This is a genomic window from Pedobacter nutrimenti (assembly GCF_032678445.1).
Taxonomy (GTDB): Bacteria; Bacteroidota; Bacteroidia; order Sphingobacteriales; family Sphingobacteriaceae; genus Pedobacter; species Pedobacter nutrimenti_A.
In genome coordinates, this window is the sequence record NZ_JAVTSQ010000021.1 from 48,109 (window position 1) to 66,043 (window position 17,935).

The 17,935-nt window shown below is 40.4% G+C and carries 8 protein-coding genes; 6 read left to right on the top strand and 2 right to left on the bottom strand.

What is annotated here, in order from left to right; all coding sequences use genetic code 11:
- The first annotated feature begins 186 nt into the window (after window positions 1–186).
- Complete coding sequence (locus tag R2S08_RS27370; RefSeq protein WP_316838085.1) at window positions 187–3,282, top strand: glycoside hydrolase domain-containing protein; 3,096 nt, start codon at window positions 187–189, stop codon at window positions 3,280–3,282.
- Window positions 3,283–3,287: 5 nt separating this feature from the next.
- On the opposite strand, the gene R2S08_RS27375 is transcribed toward R2S08_RS27370, so the two are convergent.
- A complete protein-coding gene (locus tag R2S08_RS27375) occupies window positions 3,288–6,227 on the bottom strand; it encodes a glycoside hydrolase domain-containing protein (RefSeq protein WP_316838086.1) in 2,940 nt (979 codons plus the stop codon).
- 197 nt (window positions 6,228–6,424) lie between these two features.
- Entirely contained in the window at window positions 6,425–9,115 is a 2,691-nt protein-coding gene (locus tag R2S08_RS27380) for a hypothetical protein (RefSeq protein WP_316838087.1), read from the bottom strand.
- A gap of 266 nt (window positions 9,116–9,381) precedes the next feature.
- Between R2S08_RS27380 and R2S08_RS27385 the strand changes: the two genes are divergently transcribed.
- From R2S08_RS27385 to R2S08_RS27405, 5 genes are all read left to right on the top strand, one after another.
- A complete protein-coding gene (locus R2S08_RS27385; protein ID WP_316838088.1) occupies window positions 9,382–9,969 on the top strand; it encodes an RNA polymerase sigma-70 factor in 588 nt (195 codons plus the stop codon).
- 83 nt (window positions 9,970–10,052) lie between these two features.
- On the top strand, window positions 10,053–11,198 hold the full coding sequence (locus R2S08_RS27390; RefSeq protein WP_316838089.1) for a FecR family protein: 1,146 nt from the start codon (window positions 10,053–10,055) through the stop codon (window positions 11,196–11,198).
- 300 nt (window positions 11,199–11,498) lie between these two features.
- The gene (locus R2S08_RS27395) at window positions 11,499–14,876 is read left to right on the top strand and encodes a TonB-dependent receptor (RefSeq protein WP_316838090.1); all 3,378 of its coding nucleotides are present in this window, start codon (window positions 11,499–11,501) and stop codon (window positions 14,874–14,876) included.
- Between the two features lie 30 nt (window positions 14,877–14,906).
- Window positions 14,907–16,649 carry a RagB/SusD family nutrient uptake outer membrane protein gene (locus tag R2S08_RS27400; protein WP_316838091.1) on the top strand — a complete coding sequence of 581 codons (1,743 nt, stop codon included), beginning with the start codon at window positions 14,907–14,909 and terminating at the stop codon, window positions 16,647–16,649.
- Window positions 16,650–16,676: 27 nt separating this feature from the next.
- Window positions 16,677–17,684, top strand: a complete 1,008-nt coding sequence (locus R2S08_RS27405) for an AraC family transcriptional regulator (RefSeq protein WP_316838092.1) — start codon at window positions 16,677–16,679, stop codon at window positions 17,682–17,684.
- Window positions 17,685–17,935 lie beyond the last annotated feature (251 nt).

Here is a 17,935-nt window from a genome sequence, read left to right on the forward strand (position 1 = left end):
CTTGTAATAAGATTCCATTTGGTTGATAAATCAATACTATTTTGACCAATACAGATGTTATTTTGACCAACAAGCTGAATTATAAGATTAAAAGCTCTGTTATTTTGATCAATACTTATGCATTTTTGACCTTAAACCTAAATTTCAAAATTGATTAACTAATTTTCAAATCTAAAACATTTTTGCATGACAGATTTTGGGAAATTGCTGCGTAAAGCTCAGATATTTTCATTCATATTCGGTGCTTCGCTGATGCTTTTGCAAGGTATTGGAAAATTATCTGCCCAAACGATTCCTTATGGAACCGGCCAATGGGACCGCAAGGAGTTTGGCAACCACCGGGCAGTGATAGAAGTAAGTACCGATGCTCCATCTGTTGTGGTCCATATCCCCTGGAGACGGGTAGACAACCCTGCTGGCAAATCCGTTATCCTGGTAGATGCTTCAAACGGAAAATCTATACACAACTATAGCTTCCAGACACTCGGTAAAGAATTTGCAGATCTGGCTTTCGAACCAAGTACCGGAAAAGGCCTTTATTATTTATATTACCTGCCCTATAAAAATACCGGCAGCTGGTATTTCCCAAATACAGTCTATCCAGTTGCACACGAAACTGCAGATCCCAAATGGACATTGAAAAATGAAGGCGGAAAATTAGCTTCTGCCCAGCTACTTCGTTTCGAATCTGTAACGGAGTTCGACAGTTTCTATCCTATGGAAATCGTTGCTACGGCCAGTGAGAGGAAAGACCTGCTGTCTGCCAATAAGAACAAGGAATTCCTCCTTTTCCCCGAGGACAGAAAACACCCGATCCGTATGGATGCTGATATCCCTGTGCGCTGGACGCAACGAAAAGACAACGAGCCCTTTAACGCTACAGCCTTGCGAAATGAATTCTTTGCTTTTCAGCTGGGCATATATACGCCTTTCCAGGAATTGCGAAATGTGCATCTGATCTTCTCCGATCTAAGAGATAAACAGGGTGCCAAGATCCCCAGATCGGCCATCCGCTGTTTCAACATGGCCGGAACAGACTGGCTGGGCAAAACTTTCACCAAAAAAGTAGATATTCAAAAAGATAAAGTCCAGCCTTTGTGGATCGGTATAGACATTTCCTCTACGGCCAAACCAGGTGCCTATGAAGGAGAGATAGAAGTTCAGGCAGAAGGTATAGAAAGCCGGAAGGTCACCATCAGGCTGAATGTGCAGGATTCCGTACTGGCAGATCGCGGCTACGGAGAATTGTTCAGGATGGCAAGGCTCAATTGGCTCGATTCAAAGATCGGGTTGGACGACAGCCTGTACAAGCCCTATACTCCTGTTCAGCTTCGGGATAATACCATTCGGATTTTAGGCCGGGAACTCCGTTTTAACCAATACGGCTTACCAGAAAAAATCACCAGCAATTTTACAGGTTCTAACGACAGAACCGGCGGACCAGACAAGGATATTCTGAATGGTTCCATGCGTTTGACGGCTATATATAAGGGTAAAGAGCTCCTATGGAAGGGTAGTAAACCGCTTATCACTCAGAAATCAGAAGGTGCAGTAAGCTGGAAGACCCAATTACACAATGGAAAAACATTGCTTGAAATTGCTGCGAAAATGGAATGCGATGGGCATATCGATTACCAGGTTGTACTAACGGCCGGAGAAGACCTGCCCCTTGATGACATTCAACTACAGATCCCCTATTCCTCCAAAGTAGCCACCTATATGATGGGACTGGGCCGAAAAGGGGGCAAAAGGCCAGATCATTGGGACTGGAAATGGGATAAACAACTGGCCAATAACCTGATTTGGCTTGGAGATATGAATGCAGGTCTTCAATGCAAACTCAAGCATGAAAGTCCGGACTGGTCACTGTATAATTTCAGTAAGACCGGTACTTATAAAGACTGGAGCAATGAAGGACTTGGGGGATGTACCTTAGATGACGAAGGACAGTCTAAAGGACAGGTGATGCTTAAAGCCTTTACAGGCAAAAAGACGCTTCATGCAGGCCAGAGCATTCACCTTAATTTCGGCTTACTGATTACACCCCTTAAACCGCTGGACAATAACCATTGGAACGAGCGGTATTTTCAAGCCGATCCTCCGGTAGACAACTGGAGAAAAGAAGCCTTGGATAAAGGCGCTACTGTTATGAACGTTCACCAGGGCAACTTGTTGAACCCTTATATCAATTATCCATTCCTAACTACAGATACCTTAAAGAAGTACATCTCAGCAAATAGAAAATCCGGAATAAGGACCAAAATCTATTATACAGTCCGGGAGTTGAGCAATTATGCACCCGAGATCTGGGCATTCCGCAGTCTGGGTGATGAAATTTTCACACCTGGCCTTGGAGCACAACTGGCCGATCAGTTTGCAGATGATGGACTTGGAGGCAATCTCTATGCAAAAGGAGGACCCTGGCTGGTAGAACACCTCCGCACCAGGTACGACGCCGCCTGGCATACCCCACTGCAAGGTGGTGAATATGATATGTCCATCCGCACACAGGGACTTTCCCGTTTGCACAACTATTACCTGGAAGGGCTGGGCTGGCTGGCCAAGAATACCGGAATGCGTGGGATCTATCTGGACGGTGTGGGTTACGACCGGGAAATCATGAAACGGGTCCGCAAAGTACTGGACAGATCAGCAGACAGTTGTTTGATTGACTTCCATTCCGGCAATAATTTCAGTGCTTCTTATGGAATGAACAGCCCTGCCAATCAATACATGGAACTCTTTCCCTGCATCAATACTCTTTGGCTGGGTGAAGGATATAATTACAACGAAGCACCGGATTACTGGCTAACGGAAGTAGCTGGTCTACCTTTTGGGCTATACGGCGAAATGCTCAATGGCTGTGGAAATGCTTACCGGGGTATGCTTTACGGAATGACCTCCCGCCTGGGCTGGCTGGGTTGTGATCCTGCTGCCCTATGGAAACTTTGGGACAGTTTTGGTATCCAGAATTCCAGAATGATTGGCTATTGGGATCCCGCCATCCCCGTAAAATGCAACCGTGAGGATGTCAAAGTAACCGTTTACCAACAGCAGGACAAGATATTGATCGTTTACGCCAGCTGGGCTAAAGAGCATGTACAGATCCAGCTTACTCCAGATTGGAATGCCTTAAAGATGACGCCAGCGCAGGCTTCGATCCTTGCACCTGCCGTAGCCGGCCTTCAGGAAAAACAGGAGTACGCCAATCTGGAAAAGATTGACGTTTCTCCCGGTCAAGGAGGATTTATTATTATTTCAAAGAAATCTTATGCCAACTAAATTATTTATCTGTCAATTTCAAGCAACCATCCACTTAAGGGTTCTACCATAATTTTATCTGTTAATGCAAAGGTTTTAGCAGGTTGATAATTCTCTATGGCTTTTGCTTTGAGTACTGCATTTCCTGGTTTCCAACCTAATTTTTCCCAGTCAATGGTCAGTGTAACCTCCGTTTTGTCCTTTTCCCAGCTGGCTATAGAAATTAACATTTTGTTGTTTTTCACATAAGCCGTTGCCAAAACATTTGGGTTTGATGTTTTTACCACAGCATCAGCTTGCCAATAGCCTGCTATTTTAGCATCAGCTATTCCAAACTCATCCCAGGCTTTCCATAATGGTTTCGGGTCGCAAACCATATTATCAGTACTCCATCCAAGTCTTGCCGACATGCCATAAAGCATTCCTCTGGCTGTATTTCCACATTGAAACAACATATCTCCCATTAAACCAAAAGGAATACCTGAAGTTTCAACCAGCCAATTTGCCGGTGACATTTTTTTATAAAGAAAACTCTCTCCAAACCACAGCTTATTAATGTAAGGGAAAAACTCCGTGTATTGTGTTGCAGGTCCTTTAGAAAAATCTGTATTGGAATGCAGGTCGATCATACCATCCGGCTTCACATTTTCCATAACCTTACGCATCCGTTTTAACATCGTCCTGTCGTAAGAAACATCATCTAAATACAAGCCATCAATGTCCGTTTTACGCAATAACCAATTTAAACCTTCAATATAATAATTAAACCAGCGAGAATCACCACTGGTACGTATTGCTGCATCACAGGCCTCATAGCCTACAATTGGTGTAAACCATTGTACATCATAATTTTTAACCAAATGTTCCTGCAGCCACATATAACCACCCCCATCCCCATCGGCATAAATTTCTGTACCTAAACTTCGTAAAGCCCAAATCTCAGCAGTCTGATTGCTTAACTCACGTATGGTGTAATATATTTTAGATTTGATGCCTCTTTTATGCCATTTATCGGCAAAAGCTTTAATGCTATCGGCCCGTATAAAAGGATAGTTGATATAGGGGTTAAAATGATTGGCATGATGGACATTGATAATTTTTATCCCTGCATCAATCGCAGACTGAGGCGGAGTTGGATTTCCCATATAGTCCTGGTAATACCTGTCCGTAAACTGACTTTTTGGATCAATCTCCTTAAAAGGCGTGATCAATAAAGAAAACTCAAACTTTAAAACACTGTCTTTTCTTAATATTCTTTCGCCGGTAAAAGTTTGCGTGTTGACTGCTTTTTCAGTTGAACTGATGTTAAAACCACCTGCATTATTGTTGTACCAGGATTGAGGCGGCGCAGGTCTGTATAAGTTAAGTAACGGCCCGGCATAAGTAGCACCTAAAAGCTTACAATACAATCCGGCATCATAGTCTCCTATCCAATAAGCATCCTGTGGTCCCTTCCATTTCCAGTTATAACTTTCGGGCGTTAGCTCAGCAGGCCTGCCCATTCCCATAAAATATTTCGCATCGCCTTTGTTTACAGGTAAATTAAGGTGCAAATCCTTTGCTGTAAAGTTCTCCTTTGCTTGCACTTGCAAGCTATAGCGCAAATAACCATCAGATTCCATGGTCCCCAGGCAAACTATTTTCACTTTTTCATTTTCCGAAGTATTCGTCCATGTCACAATTCCAGATGCTCTTTTTATAAACTGGACCTTACCTGCATTTAACTGCAGAACACCCTTATCTGTTGCTATTTCAAAAGAAATTGGCTTTTGCAAAATTTGTTTGTTGTGTATAGAGATTTTGGCCGGCATCCCCAGATGATCTAAAACAACTTGTGTCATTTTAGCCTTAATTTCCAGGTTATTTACCTGTAAGGGGCTATAATTCCTGGTATTTTTATCATTAATACCCATGGTAGAGTTTAACCAGCGCAAGCGGGAATAACGCCATAGTTCATCATCTCCCCTGTTGCTAATCGTTTTGTTGTCTATATGAATTTTAACCGTTACAATTTGCTCAGCAGCATTTTCCGGCTTTACTTTGATTTGAAATGTCCTGGTACCCGCCAAAGCACTTTTAGGAACATCCAAACCAATCCATAACGGCTGCACTTTACCTTTAGCTAAACTTACATTCTTTTTAAAGTAATTGCCTTTAGAGTCATTGCCTTCCAAATTAAAACAGGTAATTGGATAGGGAGCATTAATATAGGATAATTTGATGTTTTTAAGCGCTGCTTTTGATGCAAAAACACCCAGTTGAAAAACATAATATTCATCTTTCAGGGCAGTTCCGGTAAAGGAGTTGGATGCCCCCGATTTAATCCATTTAACAGGGATATCCTCAAACATTTTAATCGCATTTTTTCTATCCTCCGGAAAGATCAAATAAGATTTCTGTTCTTTTGCAGTCAATGCATTTACTTCCGATTGTTTTGCAACAACCTCCATTGGATAAAAACTATCAAAAGCAGTACGGGATTCTATTTTTAAAACTTTTGCTTTTGAAAAATTTACATCACCCCTGGATCCAATCTTATTTTCAGCAAGCCAGGCACCTGAAGGGCTATCCTCCTTTTTCATATAATCCCCGCTAAAACCCCCATCGTACTTGTGTCCTTTCCAGGGGTAGTAATAAACAAAATACTTACCAATACCGCTGTTTGGCTGGAAAATAAAATGTCCAAACTCCCGGTTGATTTCAATACGATATATATTTTGAACAGCAACACCTTTTTCATTCGTAATGATCAGACACCGGTCAGCAGCATTCAAGTCCCTTCTACGCCAGTCAATGTTGACTTCCACTGCATTTTCCGGCTTATCTACTTGTATAACCGCACGATGATTACCTAAGGTATCAGCCCATAAATCTGTTGCTGTTTCATATTTAATTTCCTGGGCAAAAGCCGGAGAAACCAAAAAGATTAAATTTAACAAACCTATAATCCTACTTAATTTTAGCATTTTCTTTATGAATAAATAATGAATCTCCTCAATAATCAACAACCAATTTTGAATATAGAAACTAAATAAATTATCTTTTCATTTAAGCACAACACAAACGATTGCTTAAAAGCATCACTTCAGAAGAAGGGACATACAATGAGTTTTCTGATTAGTTTTACGGATCTGCACCCAAGAAAAATACGTTTGATTTTTATCTATTGCAATACAATACTTATAGGGGCATAGGCTTTGATCATTAAGTTAAGCTTGTTGTCAATGACTGGGATAGGTTTACCCGTTATCTCCCCACGAAGGTTTACCGGGGTTGCTTTAGTATACTTTACTCCTTTAGGGAAAGTTACTTTAAGATTACCAGAAACACCCCCTTGCTCCCATAATCGAAACAAGGTGTGTTTTTTGTCAACTGGAGCTGTTGCAAATACTGGATTCTCTCTAGCATCATGACGAAAGGCTGTAATCTGTATCCCTTTTTTTGAAACAGAAATCCCACTTTGTTCGACAGGAAGATAACCCGCTTTACCCTCAGCTTCTGCTATTAACAACGGGGTACGTGCTTCGAGAGCTGGTGTTACTAATCTGGACTCTGTTGTGCTATTTTTAGTAAAAGTCCAAATTCTGACTTTAGAACTCCAGGTACCAGAATACCAGTAACGATAATTAGTATTCCATTGATTATTATAAAGATTAAGATAAATAACTGGTTTTTTAGGGACAAAATCTTTAGAAAACTTCCAAATCCCGGGTCTATCCAAACTAAGTAATGGATGATCAAACGGAGAAAAAGCAATACCGGATCCATCCAAATCTGTTATGGTAACTCCAGTTCCCACAGCGTACAAGTCTTTATTTGCACCTTCTATAATATCACTTGAAGGATCCATCATACCTAAAGACTTTCCTACTGTAAATTTAGCTGAATTCAATTTAAATGGGAAACAGAACCAGTCTGCTTCTGGCCAGTTGTCTTTTGCCTTATCTTTAATGGTAATTTCCATATCAACAAATGGTTCATCATTTTGTAATGTTACCTTCAAAGAAGAAGCGGGGAAATGATTTGTGGTATCAGAAGGCATATCAACTATAGCGGTTTGCTGATACCCATCATTGGTGATGCTCAACGTTCCATTCTTAGATAAAGCTGCACGATATGGAACTTGTTTTTCTGAAATCATCCCAGGCTTATATAAACCAGGATGAAGCCAGTTCCCCTTTTCACTTATAGCACGATTACCCTGATAATCGGTCACATACTTTACAGTTTGTTCATAAGTAAACCGTTCATTCATATATTGCCCTAAACCCTCTTTAGCATTGGCATCAACCCAATCCCTTCCTGTGCGCTTATCAATAAATGAAGAAATGACACCACGGGCAGGATCTAATTTAATGATGAAGTATTTGTTTTCCATCTGGTTTGAATTTGACACGCTTAATTTATTTGCTGTCAAATCCTTTTCTGTAAATGTTTTATAACCACTCGGGGGAATATCCTGAGCATAGATGAATTTGTTTTCATTCTTTACTTCCACCCATCCTGAGCGAGCATATGGGAGTGGATTATAAACAACAAAACGTTTACCTGCGATGTTGACATTTTGAGCAAGAGCATTCAGATTTTTTGACAACATCGGTTTTATAATATTCTCTACTTTTCGAATATAATCTGTCTTATCTTCCCAAGATCCTTCCAGATCCTTATAACTGTCCGGGGACAGTTTTTTGAATGCTTCTCCATATTTATCAACAGAACTTGCACCACCCCAGGTATGTTCAGCGTAAAGTAAAACATTTTCATAAGCTTCCGAAATATCTTTGGTTGGATCTGCCACAGCAATATTCCAATTTTTGAGTTGAGTATTTAGGCCCTCCACAGCAGGTATTAGTGGATTAATATGACGGGAAATCTTCATTCCACCGGGATCTCCCATATTACCATGAATCCAGGTATCAGGTGCCTCGGCTTTAATAACAGGTAGTTTAAGATGTATTTTTTGAATTGCAGTGGCAAAATCTTCAAGCCTTCCCACCCTAACCTTTACGCCAGGCATCCTTTTAGCAGCTTCATCAAATAATGCCTTTACAGCTTCGGCACTTGGAGGCCCGGAATTATCAGAAGTCACAAAAATTGCAGGCCATACAGGATAAGGCCAATCAGTTGGCGGAATAAGGTTTCGCCCAATAGTAACATCATTTTCGCCCCATGTATTAAATCCCAAGCCAAGCGTAGTTCCATAATCATGTGAATAAAGTGTCAAAACGCGGCTCCCATCTGGGCCTTCCCACCAAAAAAGCGGAGGATACTTTACATAAGGACTAGGCCAATTACTTCCTATATGCATAAATTTCACCCCACCTTGAGCCAGTCCAGTTGCCAAAACACCTGCCTGAGAGGGTACATCCGTCATTTTAGCGGCCCAAGGCAATGACAATCCATATTTACGGTTAACAAAAGACGCCGATTCATAAGACCTGGCTACATCTTCTGGAAACAAAATTTGCGATTGAACAGAGAATGGCATAGCATGGGTTACAAATCGCCCTTTTCTAAAGGCATCTTCTAATCGCCGGCGTCTTTCTGGTGTTTGTCCGGGCCAGTCTTCGAGTACCTTAGCCATTACCCAGGCCGGAGCTGTCCAGGCGAACTGCTGTTCTTTAGGCAAGTCCTTTGTTTGGTCCATGATGTCTAATGCTTTATCTATCATTTCGGTACGATAGTATTGCACTATATCTTTCACACGATGAGTATAGCCAATATCGAAATGTGTTTTAAAAATCACAATGATCTCCTTAACATTCGGATTTACAGACGGTATTTCAGACGGTTTGTTTTGTCCAAATGTGGTAAAACCAACCAACAGTAAAAATCCCAGATTAATTCTTTTCATTATCTTTTAATTTTTTTATTTCCGATAATCATGAACTCAAATAACCAGTTTTCAGCTCTTCTTTACTGATGCTAAATTGACCAAAATAGATGTTTTTTTTGCTTAAACATCAGAACTTGAATCAGCCAAAACAGCAGAAGAATCAGCACAATTAGCAAAGTGATAATTTTTAAACAACTATTCTGTTTATTTATTAGCTTAGATGCCAGTTCCTGATCAGTGAAAAGTAAGCAGCAACTTACTCTACTAAAACCAAATAGCATGTTATGATACCTCTCCTAAAGATAGCGACCTATCATAATCTTACGGATTTAGAGCTCATTTCTTTATTTTCTGAAGGAGATGACGGTGCTTTTACTGAGATTTACAACCGCCACTGGAAACAGGTACTTTATTACGCGGCTCAAAAAACCGGTAATATGACAGCCGCTGAAGATATTGTTCAAGACGTCTTTGTTTCGCTATGGAAGCGAAAAGACCAGTTGCAGATCAGTTCAGATTTTAAAAACTACCTGATCGTTTCTATAAAATACCGGGTACTGAATTTTTTAAGCCGGGAAAGGACAAAAAGATTAGTAGAAGAAAAAAATGCTCTAAATTATGATATCCTGGATGATTCTACTCAGCAATATTTAGAGTTTGAAGAGTTGTATTCCCTTCTGGAAGACATGATTGCACAACTTCCGGAGAAAACCGCGCTGATCTATCGTATGAGTAAGGAGCAAGGAATGAGCCACAGAGAAATTGCGAATGAAATGAGCATGACCGAGAAGGCTGTAAATGCCAGTTTGGTGAGAACAAAAAGGATATTTCGGGCAAAACTTCATATTTTCCTTTCGGGTTTTCTACTGTAAATTCCTGATCATTTATTTTTTTATTTTTTTTTGTGTCATTTGTCTGAGTTATGATACTTGTTAATAAATGGTCATACAAAAAGATGATGGGAACAAAAGATAAAGTAAGACTTCAGGAGATTGCTCATAAATATCTTCAAGGCAAACTTAGCCAGGAAGATAAGATGGAGTTTGACCATTGGTTTAATCAAATCCCTGTTGAGCCTATTGAAGTATCCCCATTGTATGCAAAACAAGAAGATGCCCATAGAAAGGCCATTCTCAAAAGAATTAAAAAAGAAGTAGAGACCAGCCGCCCCAGAACCTTAAAGATGTGGAGGAATATTGCAGCTGCCATGGTCATCATTTTGACTATAGGAATTGGGCTGTTATTCCTTAAACACCAGCAAATCAGCCCCAAAAGCACTGCCAAAATTATGCAGGATGGAACTATGCCTGGTAAAAATATGGCCACCCTTACGCTCTCAGGCGGAAGAAAACTTGTACTCTCCAATACCATTGATGAGAAACTGTTAAAAGAAACAGGAGTTGAGGTTCAAAAGGCCGAAAATGGCCAACTTATTTATAAGCAGATCGACCATCAGCATACAGATCATTTAATTTACAATACGCTAACCACATCAAGAGGGCAACAATACCAGCTCATTTTACCTGATGGTTCTCATATATGGCTAAATTCAGGGTCTTCGGTTAAATTCCCGGTGAGTTTTGCCGGGCTGAAGGAACGGAAAGTATTTATAACTGGTGAAGTTTATTTCGAGGTTTCCAAAGATCAACAGAGACCTTTTCGTGTAATTTCTGAGGGACAGCAAGTTACCGTTCATGGAACACATTTTAACATTAACGGATATCAGGATGAACCGGAAAGCAAGACGACTTTGCTGGAGGGAAGTGTAGATATAAATGGTACTTTATTAAAACCAAACCAGCAAGCGGTACTTGGAAAAGACGAACTCAAAGTAATCCCTGTTGATGCTGAAAATGTCATTGCATGGAAAGATGGTTATTTCCGATTTAGTGATGAATCCCTGGAAAGCATCATGAGAAAAGTTTCGAGATGGTATGATGTTGATGTGGTATTTGAAGACCCATCGCTTAAAAACACCGAATTTGGAGGTGTTATGACGAAATATACAAAAGTATCTAAAGTTTTGGAAATGCTTGAACTTACAGGAGAGGTATCCTTTGACCTCAAGGGAAAAAAGATCATTGTTAAAAATAAAAATTAACTTTTGTAATCAATTATAAACAAACCATAAAACCAAATTACACCATGAACAGATACAGACCAGACTCTTAACGATCAGAATTGAAAGGTTTGAAATATATTCAGAGGTGCAGAAACACCCCTGAATAGAATTTGGTAAAACCGAAAACAATTGAAACAATTATTTCCTGATTATTCAAAAAGCGTGTTTAAGCCTTGGACAGCGCACTCTTTTTGCACTAAACCAAACAACCAAATGTATAAAAAATATACTAAAGATTTTTGTATGCCACGAGGCTACATACTTAAATTTCTGGCAACAATGAAACTAATTGTTATTTTTCTAATTGCGGGTATGATGCAGGTTTCTGCAGCAGGCTTTGCGCAAAGGCTAACCTATATAAAGAAAAGTACATCTTTAAAACAGTTGTTTAACGAAATCAATAAACAGACGGGATATGACATCATATGGTCTGAAAAAAATGTAAAGAACACGAGGAGCATAAAAGCAGACTTTCAAGACGCGCTTGTAGAAGAAGTACTTCAAATTGCTTTAAAAGATCAGCCTTTAAGCTATACCATTAAAGGCAAAATGATTGTCATCAATAAGCAAGCACCTGTTACCGATAATTTTATATCCTTTATGAATGCCATAAATATTAATGGTAAAATTATAGACGAAAATGGAAAACCCTTATCAGGCGCAACCATAAAAATTAAAGGCAGTTCAAAAACAACTGTTTCGGATGGGAACGGAGCATTTACAATACTGGGGGTTAATGAGAATGCCGAACTGGTCATCTCCTTTCTGGGATATGCCACTAAGGAGCTTAAAGTAACTTCAGCGCCTATGCTGATCACGCTGTCTCCACAACAAAATGAACTGGAGAATGTGGTCATCTCTGTGGGTTACGGCGTGCAGAAGCGAGCAAAAATGACTTCAGCTGTTTCTACCATGAATGCAAAAGATATACAGCTGATTCCTGCAACCAATCTGTCAAATGTACTTGCCGGACGTTTATCCGGTATTTTCATCAGTTCATCAACCGGAACACCCGGTATTGGCTCGTCAGTTAAAGTACGCGCCCGCTCTTCATTTAGTAATAGTGCCGTTGAACCTTTATATGTAATTGACGGCGTAGTCAGAGACAAAACAAGTTTCGACGCCTTAGATCCCAATGAAGTAGAAGACATTACCGTATTGAAAGATGCTTCTTCTGCAGCCATATACGGCTCCCGTTCTTCCAATGGTGCCATTTTGGTGACCACAAAAACAGGTAAGAGCGGCGCAGCTGTGATCAATTTTAACGCCACCTACAATACACAACGGGTGGGGACCTTGCCGGAGTACATGCCAGTAAAAGACGGCCTGAATTTAAGTAAAGCGGTAAATGGTGGTCTGAGCGATGAAGAAATCAATTGGGTGCTGAAAAATAATCCCAATGGCGATAATTATTACAAAGCAGCTTATTCTAATCCTTCCAGTCAGCGCTATTCATTAAGCGCTTCCGGCGGCAATGAAAAAATCAAGGGCTATATAGGTGGATCTTATGTTAAAGAAGATGGTTTCTTACCACAAGTATCCTATCAGAAATACAATCTGCGAGCTAATGTACAAGCCAACCTGGTAAAAAACCTAACGCTTGGCCTGAACATGGCGACCAGTTATGGTACCCGTAACCGTTTCAACTTTACCTATGACTATGGCTCCGACGATCTGAATAATCTCTGGGGTAAATTGTTGTATTGGGATGTATTTGCTTCCCCCTATATCGATGGTAAACCGAATAATCCGGGCTGGTTAGGGAACCCTGTAGAGATGATGAAAAACGGTGGATATTGGCGTAACACCAATCAACAGATAGATGCCTTACTTACTGCGGAGTACAAAATACCGGAGGTGGAAGGGCTGAGCTTGAAAGCTACCTATAGCAAGAACTTTGACAACAGCTATATCAAAACCTTCGCTAAAAAACAGACCTTATATAATTTCAAGAAAACAGGGCCCAATGGATTGATTTACACAGATGAATTGGTGGGTTCCGTTTTGAGCGGAGATCCGGGTACACAGTATTTAGGTAATGAATACAATAAATCAAATACTTATCAGCTGAATACACAGATCAATTACGACCGGACATTTGGCAAACATACGATTGGTGCGATGGCTGTTTATGAGCAGTATGAGGGCTACACGAATTTCTTTAACATGTATCGTTATAACTTCCCCCTCATTGCAACAGATCAGTTTTTATATACCAGTGCAAACAATGCTGATTGGTCAACAAAAGGTAATGAAGGTCAAATTGGACGGTTATCCTATATAGGAAGGATTAATTATGACTATGATGCTAAATATCTTTTTACAGCATCTATTCGAAGAGATGGCTCAACTAACTTTGCTCCTGATAAAAGATGGGGCTGGTTTCCTTCCGTGTCGGGCGGTTGGGTGATTTCCAAAGAAGATTTTTTCCAGTCATCAGCGCTTGGCCGTGCGGTTGATTTCTTGAAGGTGAGGGCTTCCTATGCCACCACAGGTAACGATATTCTGGACAAAGATGACCCCAACAGCAGATGGAGATGGATGGAACAATATATCATCCAGGACGGCAGTTATTATCTGGGTGCCACAGGCACTCCTGCCCCACGCTTAGCCTATGGAGGTCTTCCCAACAGCAATTTAACCTGGGAAAAATCAAAATCAACAGGTATTGGGATAGATGCAACAGTTTTTAAAAATGTACGATTCAGCTTCGATTACTGGAAACGTCAGTCTTATGACATATTAGGCAGCCGGATACTGGCCATTCCAAATGAATTTGGTGCGTCTTTACCACCAGAAAATTATGGGAAAGTGAATTCCCATGGTATTGAAATTGAACTCGGTTATGCCAGCAACATTGGCAAAGACTTTACCTATAACGTAAAAGGGATGTTCACCTATGCTACAAATAAGGTGGTCAAGAAAGATGTTGCGGCCAATACTCAAGACTACAATAACCCAATTGGTAAACCCCTGGCATATGGTTATGGTTACCAGGCCGAGGGCATCTTGCGCACGCAGGATGATCTGAATAAATTACCAGCTGGTTATACCGTCAATGGCGTGGCACCAGCCTTGGGCGATATGTTACTGGCAGACCTTAGTGGTCCGGGTGGCAAACCAGACGGTAAAGTAGATAGTTATGATCAGGTGGTGCTGGGTAACTATTTCGGCGCAGACAATGCCCCTGTTTCTTATGGACTGAATATTTCAATGTCGTATAAGAACTTCACGGTAGAAGCCTTATTTTCCGGCCTCACAGGGTATAAAATAGCCTATAATGATGCCTGGGGCAGGAATTTCGGCGGTGGCGGAAAGGTGCCTGAATACCACGCAGATTCCTGGAGTCCCGAAAATCCTAATGGTTCTACACCCAAAATATACCCATGGGGAGATCCTCACTCCGCTGGTTATCAATGGACCTCTACCTTCAACGTATATAATGGAGGATTTTTACGGATGAAATACCTGAACATTAATTACAAACTCCCAAGTAATATATTGAATAAATTATCTGTTAAAGACACCCGGATTTTTGTGTCAGGATCAAATCTGTTCAATATCACCAAATTTAAGTTGTATGATCCTGAGGTGTCTCAATTCATGAGCTACCCTACCATGAAAACTTTTACCGTAGGAATTGATGTAAGGCTTTAGAAAGCGTGTTTAAATTTAAAACAAAGAAAAATGAAGAATAAATTAAATATAGCAATACTCATCCTTCCCGCTCTTTTTTTACTGATGAGTTGTAGTAAAGTACTCGATAAAACAAATCTTTCTGCTGTAGGTCCTGATCAGGTATGGTCTGATGCAAATATGGCAACCGCCTATTTAAATCAGATCTATTCAGATCTGATGCCTGGTAATCCCTATGGAACCGGGAACAACACAGATGAGGGGGTGCCTTATCAAAAACAGACCAATGATTGGTTCAGAGGCACTGCGACCTTTGATTCACAAAATGATTTTAAGGTGTACAATAATATCCGAACCATTAATATTTTGTTAGCCAATGTAGATAAGGCCACTTTCAGTCAAGTGGATAAAGACAAAATTAAGGGACAGGCCTTATTCTGGAGAGCCTGGGCTTATCATAGGTTGGTGAGTAATTATGGTGGCGTACCACTCCTATTGGAGGCCCAACCGCCCTCTACAGATTTAACAACACTGCAGAAACCCCGTAATAAAACATCAGAATGCGTAACTCAGATTTTAAAAGATCTGGATGACGCTATGGCCTTATTGCCAGATGCTTTCACAGATAATGATTTGGGCAGGATTGATAAAGGGGTGGCGCTGGCCTTTAAAGGAAGGGTATTGTTATTTTATGCCAGCCCTTTGTTTAATGGTTTAGGAGGTATTGCTTCATGGCAAAAGGCATACGATGTCAATAAAGCGGCCAAGGAATTTTTAGATGGCCGGGGCAAGGGATTGTATAGTCCTTACAGCAAAATCTGGGACGATGAGTTAAACAAAGAAGTGGTCATGGTTCGCCGGTACAACTATCCTCAAGCTGTTTATTTTCAGGGCGGATTAATACCCCTGGATTGGTCTAAAGATGATGTAGGTTACGACCGTCCGTCATTAGAATTGGTTAATGCTTTCCCTATGAAGGACGGCTCCACCTGGGAATCGAAAACAAGAAGCTACGATACCCTATCCTTTAACAGAGACGACCGGTTTTATGCCAATATTTATTACAACGGATCCCCTAACCAATATTTAAAAGGGATGCGTGATGATAAAACCTATCTGTGGACCTATTTTACCAGCATCACAAATTATAGCGGTGCTACAGGTCTTGAAGGCGTACATAACGCAGTAACACAAGACGTCCTATGGTCTAACTCCAGTTTTTACCGCATAAAAGCCATCGATAAAACTATTGATAAAGGCAGTGTTTATAATGCTGGTGTTGATTGGGTAGAGATTCGGTATGCGGAAGTATTAATGAATTATGGAGAATGCGCCAATGAAACAGGAAACACCTCAGTGGCATTAGCCATATTAAAACAAATCAGGAGCCGTGCAGGTGTATTGCCAGGTGCTACCGGTAACTATGGTATTACTGCGCTGCAGCAATCAGATATTCGTAAAGCCTATCAAAAAGAGCGGTTTGTTGAGTTTTGTTTTGAAGGTAAGCGCATGAATGATTTAAGACGCTGGAAAATGTTTGACTATCTAAGAGCTTTACCTCAACGCCATGGTATAGCCGTATTACTTAAACCAGGGCAATCGGATGTAAGTCCTATGTCAGATATAAATACCGTCTGGAACAAATTTACCTCCACGGTGATTGCTACAGACGCCGTTGACATAGCCATCAAAGATCAATACTATATTTATGGTATTCCTAAAGCCATTTTAGATCGGAATTCATTATTTACACAAAATAACAACTGGGGAGGAACCTTTAATCCCTTCGAATAATAATTATAGGAACCAGAAGTTAGCCTGATGAATATCAGGCTAACTTCTTTAAATACACATTCATTTATGCAGTGCATTTACGAAAACTTCCTGTTTCCACCAGACCAGCGCTTTACCATTCAGCTGGAGAAATTGGAAAACAAAAATTGTGATTCCTTAAGGTCCCACAAGTATTTTGAAATTGCCTTACTCGAAAACTACTGCGGCAAACATTTTATTGGAGACAATGTTATGGACTTTGAGGGAACACAGCTCCTGCTCCTTGGAAGCTATTTGCCCCATTGCTCGAAATACAAAAAAAAGCTGGATCCAACGGCTCCATCACAGGTAATTACCATTCATTTCTTTCCTGATTTTTTGGGAAAAGAACTATTGGAAAAACCGGAGGCAAAACAACTGAATGATCTCCTTCATAAAGCATCCAAAGGGATTTCATTTTCAGGCATAACGGTTGCATTGGCAAAAAATGTGATTCAGAAAATGTGCTTGGCCAAAGGGATGACAAGGATGGGACTCATGTTACAATTACTAGGCATACTATCCCAGTCAAATACAAACCAGGTATTGTCTTCCTCTTATTTCAACAGTGTTGAAAGTACCGATGAAGGACAAAAGATCAGCAAAGTATATGATTACATATTCCAGAATTTCAGAAAAGATATGTCCTTGCCGATGATTGCTGAAATCTTGCCCATGACTCCCGCAGCCTTTTGTCGTTTCTTCAAGAAGAAAACCACACGGACTTTATTAGAATTTATAAAAGAAGTGAGAATTGGCCATGCAACAAAGCTATTGCTGCACGGCCAATATAATATATCCGAAACAAGCTTTCTCTGTGGCTATAATAATTGTTCTAATTTTAATAAACAGTTTAAAGAACTGGTTGGCGTATCTCCAAGAGAATTTCAAAGACAATACCAACTTAAATATAAGGGCGCCGATATGCAAACCCCGGCAAACCTTATGTTTCCAACCAGGTTAAAAGCACTCAGCGAAGTGCCATTTCCCGAAAGCCCCACCTTATACTATTGTTAGCAGCGATGTCACAATTGCCAATTCAGGATTAAAAAATACTAATGCCCAGCACAATGGCGAATCGAAAAGGTACCTCACAAATGGAATCCAGTGTACTTAAACGGATTACCTTAACCTGCTATACGAATGATCTTCCTCTGTTCATTTGCAATAATAAAATGAAAGTGTTTGTTATTGCAGCGGGTTAAATTACATTTGTTAGCAGCATTCCCGTTATAAAATTATTACTGAACACAATTTAAACAGGCTCT

Excerpts from the sequence above, each read along its gene's own strand:
- R2S08_RS27370 (WP_316838085.1), top strand. The coding sequence starts at position 187 with ATGACAGATTTTGGGAAATTGCTGCGTAAAGCTCAGATATTTTCATTC.
- R2S08_RS27375 (WP_316838086.1), bottom strand. The coding sequence starts at position 6,227 with ATGCTAAAATTAAGTAGGATTATAGGTTTGTTAAATTTAATCTTTTTG.
- R2S08_RS27380 (WP_316838087.1), bottom strand. The coding sequence starts at position 9,115 with ATGAAAAGAATTAATCTGGGATTTTTACTGTTGGTTGGTTTTACCACA.
- R2S08_RS27385 (WP_316838088.1), top strand. The coding sequence starts at position 9,382 with ATGATACCTCTCCTAAAGATAGCGACCTATCATAATCTTACGGATTTA.
- R2S08_RS27390 (WP_316838089.1), top strand. The coding sequence starts at position 10,053 with ATGATGGGAACAAAAGATAAAGTAAGACTTCAGGAGATTGCTCATAAA.
- R2S08_RS27395 (WP_316838090.1), top strand. The coding sequence starts at position 11,499 with ATGAAACTAATTGTTATTTTTCTAATTGCGGGTATGATGCAGGTTTCT.
- R2S08_RS27400 (WP_316838091.1), top strand. The coding sequence starts at position 14,907 with ATGAAGAATAAATTAAATATAGCAATACTCATCCTTCCCGCTCTTTTT.
- R2S08_RS27405 (WP_316838092.1), top strand. The coding sequence starts at position 16,677 with ATGAATATCAGGCTAACTTCTTTAAATACACATTCATTTATGCAGTGC.